The organism is Bacillus sp. GB_SG_008 (assembly GCF_052038115.1).
Classification (GTDB): domain Bacteria; phylum Bacillota; class Bacilli; order Bacillales; family Bacillaceae_G; genus Bacillus_A; species Bacillus_A rhizoplanae.
On the sequence record NZ_JBPZSK010000003.1, the window covers coordinates 660,813 to 677,947 of the forward strand.

Sequence of the window (17,135 nt, forward strand, 5' to 3'; positions counted from 1 at the left end):
TTCTAATACAAGTTTCTCTATTTCAGAATTTTATAACACGAACAAAATATCGTATGATACAATAGATTCAATTATATGTATTTTCGCCAAAGGAGGACTCTCCTCGTGACAATTATATTTATCGCTTTTGCACTTATTGTTCTAGTTTATACGAATTTCATGACGCACACACTGTGTCAACAAAAACAAATGTCTGATCGACGTAAAACGGGTGTCTTTCGGTTCATTAATGTATGTATCACTATTTTATTAATTTCTAGTTATATAGAAATTATATTTCATGCAAAGTGAGGAAGGGAACCCCCTTCCTCACTTTTTTCCTTTATAAACAAATTATACCTACTATCACCAATAAAATAAATAACACAAGCAACAAAATTAATTGTCGATTCATTATAATTTCAACCCCCTCACCTTATTTTGTATGCCTATAAACCTAAAATGGTGAAATGGCCTAATCTTACAATACTCACCCACAAATGGTTAATTTTCCTTTATCAATAGGAAAACATGTTGAAATATGTTATATTAAATTTAGTACATATTGCTTATACTATAAAAAATACATAATAGTAGGAGTGTTTATTTCATGAAGAAAGCAATACTTGCTCTAGCTGTAACAAGCGTGTTCACATTATCAGCATGTGGCACTTCGGACAAAGTTGTAACGTCAAAAGCTGGCGATATAACAAAAGATGAGTTCTATGATGCAATGAAGAAACAAGGCGGTCAAAACGTCTTACGTAACATGACAATGGAAAAAGTATTCACTAAAAATTACCCAGTAAAAGACGATGCCGTTAATAAAAAATATGACGAATATAAAAAGCAATACGGTGATCAATTTGATGCTTTATTAAAGCAAAGCGGTATGACTGAGAAACAATTAAAAGATTCCGTTCGCGCTGAGCTTTCAATGAGAGAAGCTGTGAAGGCAAGTATCACGGATGAAGAAGCAAAAGCAAATTACAAACCTGAAATCAAAGCAAGCCACATTCTTGTAAAAGATGAAGAAACTGCGAAAAAAGTAGAAGCTGAACTAGCACAAGGAAAATCTTTTGAAGACTTAGCAAAACAATACTCTGAAGATACAGGTTCAAAAGATAAAGGCGGCGACTTAGGATACTTCGGACCAGGTAAAATGGTAAAAGAATTTGAAGATGCTGCATATAAATTGAAAAAAGATGAAATCAGTCAACCTGTAAAATCACAATTTGGCTACCATATCATCAAAGTAACTGACATTAAAGAATTGAAACCATTCGACCAAGAAAAAGATCGTATTAAAGAGGAACTTGTTGATAAGAAAATCCAAGATCCACAATTCATGAACGATCTTGTTACAAAAGAAATGAAAAAAGCAGATGTGAAGATTAACGATAAAGATTTAAAAGATATCTTCGAAGCTCCGAAAGCAAGTACATCTGGCGCACCTAGCTCATCTGGTTCATCTAGCAAATAATAAAAAAGCTCGGCATATGCCGGGCTTTTTTGTTTTGCGTATTAAATAAAATGAAACTTCCATCAGTGGGGGGGTTCTTCCTCCCCACTGATGGAAAGCTTTTACCAATCGAGCTTTTACGGACAATTATCCCCCACCTATCTTCTTTACTTTTCTCTGAACCTTGAGGTGCGGATCCTATTGTCCACAAATAGCGAGACAATCACACCTAGTGCAAATGATAATGAATTTTTGAAAGCTTATTAATTTCCACAAAAAAGTAAGTTACAATAGAACAAAGAAAATAATCTACTATAAAGTGAAACTTCCATCAGCAGATGCTTTTTCTGCTGATGGAAAGCTCTCACCAATCGGGCTCTTACGGACGGTTTTTCTTCTTGAAATAACCTACATTACCGACCGTTTGAGCGGGATAAAACGAGAAGAAACGGAATTTATAAACTATAGGGGTAAAAGAAAATGAACAATAAATTTCATGAACTCAATAAACAAAAAAAACCGCTATTCGTCACTGTGTATGACCAATTGTATAAATTAATCATGGATGGAACATTTCCCCCTGACAGCAAGCTTCCAACAGAACCCGAATTGGCCAAAATATTCGGCGTGAGCAGAATGACATTGAGACATGCTTTGGCACTTTTGCAGGAAGATGGATTGGTTAAAAATATCCATGGAAAAGGAAATTTCATTACAAAATTTCATCATAATGAAAGTAACGATGGCCTGGAGAAGTTGGGGAATCCCTTATATAAATGCTATACGGAAAAAATAGATGATATCGAACTGAATTTCCGAATTGACCTAGTAACGGACTATGCAATGCAAGTATTAAATCAAGAAATGAGTGCAGTGGTTGCGTTGGAACGCTGGTATAAAAGTAACGATAAGATAGTTGCTTTTGCTTTTACGATGATGCCAATAGAAGCTGTTTCCAAATTAAATCTTGACTTACAAAACGAGAAGCAAGTATTGGAAATGTTGGAGGAGAAAGTATATGAACTCGCTAATTCCTCTACCATCGAAATTAAACGTTCTAATTCCGTCAACACTCCGTCATTAAAATACCAAATTTTCCACGGAGAGGAATGTGATTTGATTTTAGAAAGTGTATATATCAGCGATAAATACCCTGTGGTTTATAATAAATACTATATACCAATAGAATTTAGTCAGATTAGGATTAAAACATCTAAATAATCGAATGAGCAATCCATTCTCTCTTAGAAACTTCCATTCGTGGAGGGCTATACGTGATAAAGTTCTATATTTAATTTGCAAGCGATGTATTTCATACGAAATACATCGCTTTTTTTTGTAACAAAAAAGACAAATTCCGAAAGAAAGATGGGTTGTGAGCCAATGAAAGGTATGGTATCCTTTTCATTGTTAAGATGTATACAAGTTTTTAGACAACTATACAATATAGTATACTTCAAGGAGTTATCATACATTACCATGAAAGCGCAATCAGAAGGTAAGATGGTTTTGGTTATTCATGTAAGTTCCTTATAAACATCATAAGAAGGAAGTATATGATATCGTTTTCATTACCCAGATGCATACAACCATACGATATTGTATATTTTAAAGGGTTATCACGCATGATCATGAAAGCGTAATCAAAAGGCAAGATATTTTAGTCATTTATGGAAACGTTTCCTTTATAAAAGCGAGACAATCATGAATCAGGAAGACAATTTCCTGCATAACAAAAGGAGAGGAATATAACTATGTCTACAATAACTGCAGATGTAAGCATGAAGAAAACTCAAGAATATAATGCTAAGAAAGCAGTACCTATTACCTTACTGTTATTTCTATTATGTTTAGTAATTGACAATTCATTTAAGATAGTTTCTGTTGATATGGCAAAGGATTTTCACATTTCAGCGACAACAGTTAGCTGGCAAGCAACCTTAGCTGGCCTTGTAATTGGAATTGGAGCAGTTGTTTACGCAACTTTAGCAGATTCCGTTAGTATCAGAAAACTTTTTAGCATTGGTATTATTTTAATATGTGTTGGTTCAGTCATGGGATATATTTTTCAACACTCGTTTTTATTAGTTGTTATCTCACGAATGATCCAAACTGCAGGTTTAGCATCAGCTGAAACATTATATGTTATCTTTGTAACAAAACATTTACCTGCAAATGAACAAAAGAAATTTTTAGGATTAAGTACAAGTAGTTTTGCTCTTTCACAGCTTATAGGTGCATTAACTGGAGGTTATGTTTCTACATACTTCCATTGGACAACTCTATTTTTACTTTCTTTAGTAACACTTTTCACCCTTCCTTTTATTTTGAAATATCTTCCTAAGGAAGAAGCGAAAAACAGTAATGTAGATGTATTAGGATTATTTCTAGTAGGAATCATTTCAGCATCCCTACTACTATATATTACTGATTTCAATTGGATGTATCTTATCTTGTTTATTGTGGCAATTACATTGTTCCTTACTTATATTAGTAAGAACTCAAAAGCTTTTATCGGAATATCATTCTTTAAAAATAAACAGTTTATCTCATTACTTGGAGTTGCTTTTGTAATTTACTCTGTACAGTTAGCATATATTTTCTTATTTCCATTCTTGCTTGAAAAGATTTACGGTTTGCAGCTAGATACCATTTCATTATTATTAATTCCAGGATATATAGCAGCTGCTGTTGTCGGGGCTCTTTCCGGGAAAATTGCGAAGATTCTGGGAAGCAAGCAATGTATTACAATCGCTATGTGCAGCATTATGGTCAGCTTACTATTAGGCGGATTCTTTATAAAAACTTCTGTTGTTGTATTCGTGATATCCATGATTTTATTCTCTAGTTCATTTGCACTCATGTATGCACCATTACTTGATTCTTGCATTTGTACAATTGAAAAAGAAAAAACAGGAACAGCAATCGGGTTTTATAACTTAACACTTAGTGTCGCTATGTCGATCGGAATTGCCTATACAGCAGCAATGATGGACCATTCCGCAATGCGACAAAACTTCTTCGGGATTACAAGCAATTTGGATGCTTCCATGTTTAGTAATATCCTATTCATTCTCGTACTCATTACCCTTTTCAGTTTATCTCTGTACTGGGTATTAGTTGGACGAAAAGCGACAAAATAGATTATTGAACAAGTTGTCTATTAGTTAACTAGTCATATAGAATTTCTTTGTAAGAAAAACTTAGAACATAGTAGAACCCTAAGCCCAAAAGCTTAGGGTTCTCTTTTGATTACATGAAAAGGGCAGAGATAACAGGTTTGGATGAATCTGTTATCTCTACCCTGACCATTTATTTACCTATCTAAAAATAACGTCTCACTCTATTCATATATTTTATATACTCTTCCCCAAATTTCTTGATACACCATCTTTCTTCTGGAAGAATAATCCAGTGCGCTGATATTTGGAAAACTATTAATAACCCAAGCAATATCCATGAATGTGTAAGCAATGCACAACCCAAGAAGTAAATGAAATATGCAATGTACATAGGGTTGCGGGATATTCGATATAACCCGTTTACATTTATCCCATTCATTTTAGGATTAGCATAATTTACTATAGATACCGCATATAAAACAATTCCTGAAATATAGATTATCAGGCCGATATAAAACCAAACCGAGTCTGTTCTAATTTTGAATAGTAATAAAAATAATAGCATAAGAGCGGTCGTAATTTGATAAATCCAGAGGGCCACTTTTTCTTTTCCCAATAATGGAGCAAAGAAACCTGCACGTTTAGGCCCCTCTTTACTTATTGCACTCAATAGGCCATACCTTATAAGTATAATTGGTATAACTGTCAAAAATGCATTCATTCTATCCCGCCTTTTAGGTCTTTAATTTACAATTGAAGTTTATTACTACATTATTTATATTACGAATACCCCCAAATATGTAAACTTACATTTATTCGCTAGCGTCAAATGAATCAAGCACAAATACTTTCACTTTGTAACGACTGCCACTAAAGTTGAAAATTTGGGAAGTACTATAGCTATCTCCTTTAATTTTCACTGAGTTGATCATGATCGGTGTATCGCCGTCAAGCTTCTCGCTTCAACCATTCCGGAAACTTCGTCGCCTTCTACTAATGAACTTGCATTACGTATCCCCTCATAGGAATGGCTCAATTTGTAGGGTAACCACGAAGACAAAATAAAAAGATTTCACTTCTCGGGCCTTTCGGGCCATATGGTTGGCAATCTTTTCATGTTTTGGGCTATGGTTTATTGCAGACGTTGAATAAACCAATAAAATGCTACAACAAAAATAAGGCAAGACGTTGAGATCATCATTTTACGATACCATGGGAACCTTCGCAGCCATAGCAAGAAGGGAAGTAATAGGCATAGGAACATGAGCTGACCCGCTTCCACACCTAAATTAAACGTCAGGAGTGAGCCAATCAGATTGCTCTTTGGAAGTCCCGTTTCGGCCAAAGCCCCGGCGAAGCCCATACCGTGAATCAGGCCAAATAAGGCCGTCAATAGCCACCGCCATTTCGCCTTTTGAACAAATATATTTTCCACTGCCACATAACAGATCGTCAGGGCAATCAAGGCTTCGACCCAGGACGAGATGACGTGAATGCGGCCCGACGCCACCAAGAACAGTGTAATGCTGTGGGCGATTGTAAAAGCAGTAACAATTTTCAACGCATCCTTGAAGCGAGTTGCGATTAATACTAAGGATACCAAAAACAGCAAATGATCGTACCCGGTCAAAATGTGTTCGATTCCAAGTACAAAGTATTTCCATAGGACGGATTCACTTTCAGGCTGAGCAATAGTTTCAGGCTGAGTAATGGTGATTTGAACATCTTTATTTTTGGTATCAAGAATATTCTGATAGAAATATTCCCCTGAATGGACCAAAAGTACATTCGTATGAAGAGGCGAATCTTCAAACATCAGATTGTAATGAAGATTAAATTGTTCGATCGCTTCATCGGCGGTTAACCTTAGTTTAAACAATACGCCGATATGGGAAGCCTTTTCTACCACCTCCATCGAAAGCATTTCCATCGTTAAGGGCTTCGAATCCACCTCTATACGAAGATCTTTCTGTAATACCGCTTCGATTCTTTCTTTCTGCAAGGACAGTTCCTCGTTCTCCAGATATTTATCCTTGTTGGTATCAAATTGTTCCAGCATGTCTATTTGATCAATAAAAAGTTCATAGTCAATCGTTTTCCCTTTAATGTTTAAAATCGAGTAACCTTGACTTTTGACGGTATGGGCAAATGAAGTGCTGGGATTCGCACAAAATATTAAGGTGACTATGAACAAGGACAAGAATGCACGTAGTTTCAAAGCGAGACCTCTTTTCATCAAAGTTTAAATCTAATCCCTTGGAGCGAATTGTAATTGTGTTAATAAATATTGAGCGTCTAAATATAGAGCGTCCCGCAGCAAATATTTTGCCGCGGGACCTCTTTTCATCAAAGTTTAAATCTAATCCCTTGAGCGAATCGTAATTTTGTCAATGTATCGCTCGCGCTTAAGGTTACAGTGGCATCTTAATTGACCGATCCGCTTGGCGCATTGTCCGTTGTCGTTGGCGATTGTTGATCACTCAATTGCCTTACTTCGTCCTGAGTCAATGCGTCGCTATATACGCGAACGTCGTCCAGCAGTCCATTGTAAGCTTCTCCGCCGGTTTCAGTGGCTCCCAGCACGATTTTACTCGTTACAGTCGGGAGCGGTCCGACATCCGTTGCTTTGCTTGCCACTAAGTTACCGTCGACATAGATCTTCAGCCCCTGTGCATGATCGTAGGTAGCCGCATAATGATGCCAATTGTTATCGTTGTAGGTCCATGGAAAATACAACGCTTTATAACCGGATGAACCATTGGTCCAATAGGCCGCGCGAGCTTGACCGTTTACCAACTGAAGGGCCGTGAAACGGTTAGAATTACGGAAAATGCTCGTGGTGCTGGTTGCAGGCTGAGAAGTCTTGAACCAAAACGATACGGACTCGTCACCCGTTTGATTCAAAGTTGCCGAAGAGTTGAACTCGGCCCTTGAGCCACCGCTGAAAGCAAGCGCTCCACCGATCTTGCCCGAACTGTTCCAAGTCGGGTTGTTAACCAAAGTTCCGGTGTTGCCTTTGCCTGAAGCATCGCCGACGGTTGTACCGGATCCTTCATCGAACTTCCAGTGGGCTGCTAGTTCGGCAGGCTTTGCAGTTACGCTCATGCTTATTGTCAATGGAACGCTGTTCGGGTTTACGACTCCAATAGGCAGAGTTACTTTTCCTGCTACCGTGAAGGTCTGCGCCGTCGTGGCAGTTGGATCGTAGCTTGCACTATTTACATCCCAATTCACACTGGCATCCACATTTCCCCCATCGGTTACAAGGGCTACTTTTTCGGGCAATCCAAGAGCTGCCGCTGTCTTCGCCGTTCCGATTGGCACTGTTACCGGTGCAGGTACTGTGATACTGCTCAATTTTTTTTCTTGAACCTCTGTCAATTCAAACCAGTTCAATCTCCAAAAACCTGTATTTGCATTCAGCCTTATTTTATGTGAGCCTTCACTCAGTTTGATCGTATCGGAAGAAAAAGTGTCATAATTCCAATTCCCGGTTGAAAATGGGGTTCTCGTTTGAGGTACTCCATCTACCTGGAATTCAACCTCTGCCGGACGCCATGTTGCCACCCTGTAATTTACTTGATAGAATCCCGATTTTGCCACATCTACGTTATATTCCATCCATTCGTCTTTTTCTATACCCATAACCACCCATGCGCGTCCGCCATCATTATTCGGAAAATTTCTAAATACAGAATCCGGTTTTCTCGCATTGTAGTTTTCACCTTCTATCCTTCCTGGCACCGATGCTGAACCAGGCATTACATCTAAAATATTTACATTAAAGCTGGCTGTCTTTCCACCTACAGTCACAGTAATTGGTGCTCCTTCTTTAAGAGTGACACTATCAAAGCCGGTAATATTATCATCCGTTACGTTCTCCACTTTTGTTGTTCCATCGCTGTAAGTGCCTGTCACAACCAGCCCGTCTATATTCACCCCATCTCCCAGCAGGTAATTCAACTTTGTTGGCAGTTTAGTTATTTCGATGCTTTTCAACGTAACGTCAGAAGTCTCATTGGCAATCGCCTTTATCTGATCTGTAGACAAAGCTTGATTGTAAATTCTTGCAGCATCAATACGTCCATTGAAGCTTTGTTTACCGGTACTGTCTGCACCGATATACGTTCCCGTTGTTGGCTTAGAAGGATCTGTTGTATTATTGGTTACCGGTGTGCTCTTGCCATTGATATAAAGCTCCCAGGCTCCGCTTCTTCTTGCCGCAGTAATATTGGTCCATTGTCCTGGAGTCAAAGCAGTCTGCGATCCAAGGATCGTCTGCCCGTTGATCGCAATGGACACCTTATCGCCTTGGTCATGATCCAGCATGATTGAATATCCATTGGTAAGGCCATCTCCGTTAGACAATATTTGTTGCGATCCTGAGGTTGCACCATTCCACTTCACCCAGGTTGTTAGCGTTACATTGTTCTGTTTGTTGGATGCAAGATCTGCACTTGCATAATTACCGTCAGCACCGTTCAGGCTGAGCGAAGCTGAACCTTCCATTTTATCCGTCTTATCATAGGCAACACTTCCATGCAAGGTTGCATTAATCCCATTCTTGATACTGTCGTTGCCATTGTCGTTAAATCCCCACATATGTTTGGGGTTGTTACCATCCATAATTTGGAATTCATCTATGTTTACGCCCGCTGCGTTGCCATCGCTTTGTATGGCGATCTTGTTATTTGGACCCGGATTCAGCTCAACAGGTACCGCCAATTCGTTATACGAGCTCATGCTTCCGGTAGTCGGAAAGCTGAGCGTCTGTACTTTGGCCCCATTTACATATATTCCCTTGGTAGCATTGGTAGCATCGGTAGCATACCTTATTTTCAATATTTTATTGCCGCCAGAAGCTCCTCCGTCAACCTTGATCGACTCGATATATGCGCTTCCATGGTTCATATTCACATACTTGCCGCTGGACGAATTTATGTCGTCGCCAGAGGTTGCATATGCGAACACACTATCCTCGGCTTCATACATGCCGGTTGTATTTGGGTGCAGACTCACAGTACCTTCCCATATGGTTTTTTGTGTAGTTATATCCCTTCCCTTTATATGTACCTTGTCTTTATATACATCAAACATCATAGCTTGACTATTTAAAACGGCACCGTCTCTTAATGCAGTGAATTTATCCGCGTACATGTTGCCTTGTATCTTAGTATCGTCGTGAAGATGTCCTGTTGTTAAAATAACCTGTGGATATTTTTTAAGGATTTTTCGGAACTCCTGGTCCTGTGTAGTTCTTTGATAATAACCATTCGAAGAATATGACTTGGATACGGTCTGGTGAATAGGCTCATGCAAGAACACAAAAATCGGCTTGTCCGGTTCAGCATTTGCAGCAAGCGTGCTGTCCAACCAGGCTAACTCTTCATCGGACATATACGCATAATAGGACGGTTTCGTATCATACCCTAAAAATATAAAGTCATAGTCTTGTATTTCCCGGTGGTAATACACCTTCTTTTCTGGTATTTCTGCCTTTTCTATAAATCTGTTCTTCGCTACATTATAATCCGACTGCCAATCATATTCATGATTTCCCATTGTATAATACACCGGCGGATGACCTTTTACAGAATCGATAGCCTTTTTTATGGCGTCATATTCACCGCTATCCCCGACATTGGTTATATCCCCGGATAAAACTATTGCACTGGCATTATTATTTTTAGCATCCGTTACAGCTTTAGCCGTTTTACCCGTATCGCTATGCGTGTCGGACATTGACATGAAGCTGAAGATAGGTTCTTCCTTAGTGCTTTCTATCCCTGCTGCATAGCTTTTTCCCTGAAAAGGCACAGCACTAAGGCCTACTAGAATAGCTATCATCGTTAGTGTTAGAATTTTTAACCTTTTAAGAAATAGCATAATTAAACCTCCTGTTATTCTTTGTAATACTCAATATGAAATGGCTGTTTGTCATTTTGCTTAGCCCGTTAAGGGGTCCCTTAGAGGGGTTGAAAATCAGGATTTTATATTACTTGATCGCTTAGCGGGAAAAATTCGCGTTTTGACGGCGGGACCCCGTTAACGTCGAATCTTGTTGTCGCTCCATCGTTTTTTTCTTCTTCTTTAGCATGTAGAATATCGTCTGCTACCTTTTCCATTCCGCTCTTTTCATTTTTTCCCCTTTCCTTTTTCCTTTTAATAATTTTGAATAAAAATACGAGGCAATGAACATTAATTTTAAGTAATGCGGTCGTATCCCATGCCAGAAAGAAGTGTATCATTGTTCGAAATGTTTAATAAATTCCAAAAATCTGTATACCGTGTTAAGTAAAACTTAAAATGACCTTTAGATACTACCAGCAATGCAATTTAATCTTTTTGCCCCAGAACCCATTTACGAAACTTTTACATTTGATTTACTCTCTATTAAAATTTGTCACTTACAATTTAGTAAAAAAGCAAGTTTGATTCTGAAGGGTGTGAATTTAAAATAAAGTTCTGCAGTTTGTAATAAAGTTCACCGTTTATCAACCCGATTGGTGGAACCGGGCTAAAAATAAATGGAATTCTCGTCTATACAACCGTACCGATTCGGACAAAAGTGAGTGCTGAACTTTTAGATACAGGAGAAATTTCATTGCAATCTAAATTCACCCTGTGCATGAAAGGACTCGATGGGATTATGGTCAGATTTTCGAATCTTCTTTTTTAAAATTAAAATCAAGTGTAGAATTTATGAAAATATAATAATGTAATCTGCTTAAGTTGAGGTGAATGATGAATTTTGAACAAATGGAGCATATTGTAAATGTTGCAAACGAGATGTCAATATCAAAAGCAGCAGAAAAATTATTTATTTCATCTTCAGGGATGAGTCAATCTATTACCCAATTAGAAAATGAGCTTGGTATAAAAATCTTTAACCGATCAAAACAAGGAGTTACTCCTACTTTTGAAGGTAAAATCGTAATTTCTAAAGCAATGACTTTACTAAACACTATTAAAGAACTAAATAAAGAAATTTTTGAGTTAAAAAATAGCAATCAAACTCATTTAAAAATCTTAACTGCTCCTTCCTTTACTTTTATACTTCAAGAAACAATGGTAAAGCTTATTTCGGAAAATAACGATATTACATTCGAATTAATAGAGCAAAACCCTACAGAAATTATTCAGAATTTCAACAAGGAAAATTATGACATCGCTTTAATTCCCGCTTCTTTAGAAGAGTTAAAAAAAGAAAAAAATATTCTTTTTGAACATATTCATACAGGGCATATTTGTATAGCGGTTGGTAAAAATTCACCTTTTTATCATCATGATTATGTAACACTTTGTGCATTAAAAGATTCAAAATTAGTGATGTATAATTCATCTGACTATAAAAAGGTATTAAAATTAACAAAACCGAATTTAAATCAAGTGTTAGTTAGTTCGAATAGCAACAGCCTTCTTTATAAGCTGGTAACAGAAAGTCAAGCCATCTTGTATCTGCATGATTTTTCTATTAAAAAAAGTTCAATGGTTATGAATGGGGATATAAAAATTATTCCATTAAAGGAAGAAAAACATTTTCCAGTTGATTTCTGGCTTATTTATTTAGAAACGAAAAATTTAACGAAAGTAACTAAGGAATTTATGAATGCCTTTTTAGATAATTTTAAAAAATGCATTTAATTTATAGAGAGGTAAAGAATCCGTATAACAGGTCTGAAGAGGTAATGTCTCGAAAACAATATTTTCGATTCTATTATAACCACCGTTTTTAGAGCAAAAATAAGAGACTGAGCCCTTGCAAATATAGAACTCAGTCTCTTATTTTTGCACGGACGCGTTCCCCTATCGTAGTTCACTTATGGTTATGGAGCAGAGCAGGCTTTCCGGAACTTGTAATCTCAAAATAAAGTGAAAAAACGAAGGAGTTTATCCCTTCGTTTTTATGTTAAGAGTAGAACTGATTTTATTTATTTGGCATCGTAGCTATATATTTCTTAACTACTTCATATACATATTCTTGATTTGCCGCTGCGGTATTGGGGTTGTATTTTCCGCCGTTTACTTTATTGTTAGATAATACTCGAATCCCTAAGAATGGTACATCATAAGCTTTTGCGATTTGCGCTGCGGCAGCACCTTCCATTTCTTCTACAGATGTACCGTATTTTGTATGGAACCACTTAATTCTATCAACTTCATTATTCCAAACGTCTGCTGAACCTATAGTACCTTCAACTACTTTACCTTTTGTATACTTATCTTTTACTGCATTAGCTGCTGCAAGTAAGTCTTTATCTCCCTCATAGTAATGGATTTTTTCAGCATTAGGGTCTTCGCCTGCACTTCCTTCAGAAGCCATTAAGTCCATAGGTTTCCACGTAGTTGGATCAATTCCTTGGCTTTCATCCTTATTTCCTGTTTTTAATGAACCTAGGTTTACAGTTCTTTGTCCTAAAACAATATCAAATACGTTTAAATTAGGATCATGTCCACCTGATGTTCCTTGGTTAATAATCGCTATAGGCTTATATTTTTCAATAGCCACTGCTGTAGCGGCTGCTGTATTTTCCATTCCTTTACCTGTTTTCTCAACGATTACAGGATAGTTGTCTACAGTTCCTTTATAAAATACAAAAGCTCCAGATTTTTCCTCTTTGACATTTTTTAACCTTTTTGCAAATTTTTCAGCTTCTATTGGCATTGGACCTTGAATTAAGATAGGTTTTTGATTACTTTTTGCCTCAGTTACTTGTTTTGAACTAGCATTACATCCTGCAAGTATTGAGAATGACAATGCGATAGTAGTTGCTAGAGAAGCATATTTTTTTAACATGTTGTTCTTCATAAATAATCTCTCCCTTTTCTCTTGTTGTTTGATACACTCGAGGTTTTGGTCCAAAGAAAAAAGTTCTAGAAATTGTAGAAGAATCTCTACTTTCTAGAACTACGGTAGTCAAAGTTAATTAAGCAAAAAATGAGGCGAATGCTAAATTATAGAACGGTAGCGGCTCAATACACCGAACGACCGAATACTTTAACCCGTAGTCCAGTTCTTTCATTGGGAACTAGGTAGAAACGCTCGGACCATATTACCGAGTATATACGAGTGATGATATTTAAGATTATTACATTGGTAATATAACAAACTTTTAGTGAATACGCAATGAAAACATGAACATTTTTTTCTAATACTCAATAAACGTTCGCTTTTATCGATATAACAGATAGAAGGTTTTGTTTCTTAATGGATTCGGTCGTAAAAAACTTAAAATCCGCATACTAGAATTAGCTCATTAATCAAAAATAGGAAGTAATTACCCTTTTCAGTTTATCTCTGTACTGGGTATTAGTAGGATGAAAAGCGACAAAATAGATTATTGGACAAGTTGTCTATTAGTTAACTAGTCATATAGAATTTCTTTGTAAGAAAACCTTAAAACAATGATTTCAGAAAAGAACCCTAAGCTCAAAAGCTTAGGGTTCTTTTTTATTACATTAAAAAGGCAGTTGTCTAACCTACTCAATCCTAGCCATTTACTTATCTATTTTCCAAATCTCTTGCGATATCCGCATTTTCTACATAGTTCCTCTACTGCCTCTCTTCGTGAAAATCCATCTACAAGGTTTTTTGCTCGCTCCCCTTCGATAATATCAGAAAATGAGGCATCGTTAATATTTCCAAGGTTGATAATGCCCTCACCATCTAAACAGCAAGGGATTACAGTTCCATTTGCTAAAATACCTGCTTGATTTCGAAGGCCATAACAGAAGCCCTTTCCATCGTCCTCTTCTTCATGTAATGCAGGCCACTGGAATTCGTAATCTTGATTGATGAAAATGCGATCAGCAATCTTCACGCCGCTTCCTGGTGTGACCTTCTCTTCAATTTTGTACGGTAAATCAAATTCGTTCTCAATGATTTCTAGTAATTGTCTGTTTCGTTGTATTTCCACATTCGTCTTATTGTCTTGTGTGAGATTCCATAATCTCAGTGAAACAATCAATTCCGATTGGCTCGTCGCTTCTTTAATAAAAGAAAGTATGCTCCTCACATATCCTTCCTTATCTGTAGAGCCCTCATGACCATCAAAACTATGAAGTGAAAAGTTCATCTGTCTGAGTGCAGGTTTATTTAATAACCTGTCCCTCTTTTTATTAATTAATGTTCCGTTAGTTGTAATATTAACTTTAAACCCTTTTTCATGACATAAGTCTAACAATTGATCTATTTTAGGATGAAGCAGCGGCTCACCTTTTACATGTAAATAAATATAGTCTGTGTGAGGTTTAATTTGGTCTAATCTCTTAGAAAAATCCTCCACAGAAATGAATTGCTTCTGCCGTTCTGTTGGGGGACAAAAGCTGCACGCGAGATTACATACGCTAGTAATCTCTAAGTAAAACTTCTTAAACTTTTTCAATCTCAATTCCTCACTTCTTTGACTACTTAGAACAGGATAAAATATTGTTCTATCACTATTACAGCATAATTTTTCATAAATGGAAACATACTTATTCAAGGAAACTACTGTTACTATTTTCTTTGTTTGGAAGAATGGAATTGTATTTTGATCCTCACTTATTCTGCTACAAAAAATAAAATAATGATTTCAATAAAGTGAAACTTTAATCAGTGGGGGTTTTCTTCATCCCCCACTGATTATTAGTTGAACCAATCGGGCTTTTGCGGGATTAAAAAACTACCCACCCGTTAAAGTGGATAGCCCCCTTTTATTTAATTGCCTCATGAACCTTTAACTGCTTCCCTTTTATCGTTGTGTTTTTCATTACTTTTAAAACAAGTGGTCCTTTTCCGTTTAGAATATCAACATAAGAAACATTATCCTGTATCGTAATAATCCCTATATCATCCGCTGTAACACCTGGAATTTTGGCAATTGTACCAACAAAATCCACTGCTCGGATTTTCTTTTTCTTCCCACCATTAAAGTAAAGCTTCATGATTCCCTTATTTAGACTCGCACTTTTATCTTTTTTAATCATTGGCTTAGCATTTATTTTTTCTTCAAATGCCGCCTTTCTTTTTGTAACTTCTTCTTTTAAAGGTGCATCTATTTTTAAAATTTCAAAACCGATATACTCTTCGATTTCTGCTAGAAATCTCTCTTCATACGGAGTTACAAATGTAATTGCTTTTCCGCTATTACCAGCACGCCCTGTTCTTCCTGTACGGTGTACGTAACTTTCTTTTTCTAATGGAATATCATAATTGATGACGTGGGTAATATTCTCAATATCAATTCCTCGTGCTGCTACATCTGTCGCTACTAAATAGCGGAATTTCCCTTTTTTAAAGTCATTCATTACTGCAAACCGATCTTCTTGCACCATACCACCATGAATTTTATCACAAGGATAGCCAGAACGTTTTAGCTGTCTAAATACATCATCTACATTTTCTTGCGTACGACAGAAAATAATGCAACTATCTGGATTTTCAATAGTTGTTATATCTTTCAGAAGAGAGAACTTCTCTTCTTCCCTCACTTCTAAAAGACTATGTTCAATTTTATCTGTCGTAATACCAGATGCTTTAATCTCGATGTTGATTGGTGATTCCATATATGTGCGAGACAAATTTTCAACATCTTCTGGTAATGTCGCAGAAAATAGCATCGTCATTCGGTTCGTAGGTAGTTCGTCAATAATTGCTTCTACTTGATCGATAAAGCCCATATTTAACATTTCATCTGCCTCATCAATCACCAAATACTTCAAACACTCTAACGAGAAAGTCCCTTTTTCAATATGATCTAATACACGTCCAGGAGTGCCGACAACAATATGTGTCTTTTGCTTTAGTTCTAATTTTTGACGCGCAAATGGAGATTTTCCGTAAACCGCAGTTGCTTTAATACGCTTAAATCTGCCTATATTCGTAATATCTTCTTTTACCTGCGCAGCAAGTTCCCTTGTTGGTGTAAGGATTAACGCCTGCGGCTTATTTTCTTCCCACTCAACCATTTCACAAAGCGGAATCCCAAAAGAAGCTGTCTTACCGCTTCCTGTTTGTGATTTTACAACAAGATCTTTCTTTTCTAATGCAATCGGGATGACTTTCTCTTGCACTTCTGTTGGCTTTTCATATTGTAAGCTAACAAGTGCTCTTATAATTTCCTTACTCAATGCGTAATTGTTAAAACTTTGTGGACTCATGTACTAACCTCATTTTGTTATATATTCTTTTATGTATTTTTCACCATTGTATGAATACCATATGCATAATTCCATTTTTTCTATGGAGTTTTAATTTCTCCTTGGTATCATAAACTCGAAATCCAAGTTCCAGCATCTGCAATATTCTTAAATGTTCTAAAATAACAGCAACTCTTATATGATAGTTTATGTATTTTTGCAACATCATTCCTGCTAGACCTGTTTTCAGATTGAAGAAGTCTTCCGAAAATGCATCAACGTAGAGCATTAATAAGTATACGTTATTTTCAACACATATGCCTACAAATCTAACACATCTTTTTCTGAACAAATTTGTCTCTCAACAGAAACACATTCAATATATTTTTTGTAGCCAAAGATCTCGATCATCTACCATAAAAAGTCTACGTCATTTATGCTACCACCGATAC

The 17,135-nt window shown here is 36.7% G+C and carries 12 protein-coding genes, 1 pseudogene and 1 riboswitch; of the genes and pseudogenes, 5 read left to right on the forward strand and 8 right to left on the reverse strand.

Translation table 11 applies throughout. The features are described 5' to 3' along the window. Positions 1–75 precede the first annotated feature (75 nt). A complete protein-coding gene (locus ACTDJC_RS11050) occupies positions 76–291 on the forward strand; it encodes a hypothetical protein (protein ID WP_141524955.1) in 216 nt (71 codons plus the stop codon). A 31-nt stretch (positions 292–322) separates the two neighbouring features. On the opposite strand, the pseudogene ACTDJC_RS11055 reads toward ACTDJC_RS11050, so the two are convergent. Beyond that, positions 323–394 (reverse strand): annotated as a pseudogene (locus tag ACTDJC_RS11055) (YjcZ family sporulation protein); the annotation flags it as partial. Between the two features lie 195 nt (positions 395–589). On the opposite strand from ACTDJC_RS11055, the gene prsA reads away from it, so the two are divergent. From prsA to ACTDJC_RS11070, 3 genes are all read left to right on the forward strand, one after another. Beyond that, the gene (prsA, locus tag ACTDJC_RS11060; RefSeq protein ID WP_440603389.1) at positions 590–1,462 is read left to right on the forward strand and encodes a peptidylprolyl isomerase PrsA; all 873 of its coding nucleotides are present in this window, start codon (positions 590–592) and stop codon (positions 1,460–1,462) included. Positions 1,463–1,921: 459 nt separating this feature from the next. Beyond that, entirely contained in the window at positions 1,922–2,662 is a 741-nt protein-coding gene (locus ACTDJC_RS11065; RefSeq protein ID WP_440603390.1) for a GntR family transcriptional regulator, read from the forward strand. Between the two features lie 533 nt (positions 2,663–3,195). Beyond that, positions 3,196–4,584: an MFS transporter gene (locus ACTDJC_RS11070; RefSeq protein ID WP_440603391.1), complete on the forward strand. Its 1,389-nt coding sequence runs from the start codon at positions 3,196–3,198 to the stop codon at positions 4,582–4,584. Positions 4,585–4,765: 181 nt separating this feature from the next. Here the strand turns inward: ACTDJC_RS11070 and ACTDJC_RS11075 are convergent, their stop codons facing one another. From ACTDJC_RS11075 to ACTDJC_RS11085, 3 genes are all read right to left on the reverse strand, one after another. Further along, positions 4,766–5,284 carry a methyltransferase family protein gene (locus ACTDJC_RS11075; RefSeq protein WP_440603392.1) on the reverse strand — a complete coding sequence of 173 codons (519 nt, stop codon included), beginning with the start codon at positions 5,282–5,284 and terminating at the stop codon, positions 4,766–4,768. Positions 5,285–5,695: 411 nt separating this feature from the next. After that, the gene (locus ACTDJC_RS11080) at positions 5,696–6,781 is read right to left on the reverse strand and encodes a HupE/UreJ family protein (RefSeq protein WP_440603393.1); all 1,086 of its coding nucleotides are present in this window, start codon (positions 6,779–6,781) and stop codon (positions 5,696–5,698) included. A 206-nt stretch (positions 6,782–6,987) separates the two neighbouring features. Beyond that, complete coding sequence (locus ACTDJC_RS11085) at positions 6,988–10,449, reverse strand: LamG-like jellyroll fold domain-containing protein (protein ID WP_440603394.1); 3,462 nt, start codon at positions 10,447–10,449, stop codon at positions 6,988–6,990. 858 nt (positions 10,450–11,307) lie between these two features. Between ACTDJC_RS11085 and ACTDJC_RS11090 the strand changes: the two genes are divergently transcribed. Then, the gene (locus ACTDJC_RS11090; RefSeq protein ID WP_440603395.1) at positions 11,308–12,207 is read left to right on the forward strand and encodes a LysR family transcriptional regulator; all 900 of its coding nucleotides are present in this window, start codon (positions 11,308–11,310) and stop codon (positions 12,205–12,207) included. Between the two features lie 283 nt (positions 12,208–12,490). Here ACTDJC_RS11090 and ACTDJC_RS11095 read toward each other — a convergent pair whose 3' ends face one another. From ACTDJC_RS11095 to ACTDJC_RS11110, 4 genes are all read right to left on the reverse strand, one after another. Then, positions 12,491–13,372 carry a 5'-methylthioadenosine/S-adenosylhomocysteine nucleosidase gene (locus tag ACTDJC_RS11095; protein ID WP_440603396.1) on the reverse strand — a complete coding sequence of 294 codons (882 nt, stop codon included), beginning with the start codon at positions 13,370–13,372 and terminating at the stop codon, positions 12,491–12,493. Positions 13,373–13,549: 177 nt separating this feature from the next. Next, positions 13,550–13,653, reverse strand: a riboswitch (purine riboswitch). 416 nt (positions 13,654–14,069) lie between these two features. Next, a complete protein-coding gene (locus ACTDJC_RS11100; RefSeq protein WP_440603397.1) occupies positions 14,070–14,948 on the reverse strand; it encodes a radical SAM/SPASM domain-containing protein in 879 nt (292 codons plus the stop codon). A 310-nt stretch (positions 14,949–15,258) separates the two neighbouring features. Continuing rightward, positions 15,259–16,704 carry a DEAD/DEAH box helicase gene (locus ACTDJC_RS11105; RefSeq protein ID WP_440603398.1) on the reverse strand — a complete coding sequence of 482 codons (1,446 nt, stop codon included), beginning with the start codon at positions 16,702–16,704 and terminating at the stop codon, positions 15,259–15,261. Between the two features lie 40 nt (positions 16,705–16,744). Continuing rightward, complete coding sequence (locus tag ACTDJC_RS11110) at positions 16,745–17,035, reverse strand: DUF4180 domain-containing protein (RefSeq protein ID WP_440603399.1); 291 nt, start codon at positions 17,033–17,035, stop codon at positions 16,745–16,747. Between the last annotated feature and the right edge of the window lie 100 nt (positions 17,036–17,135).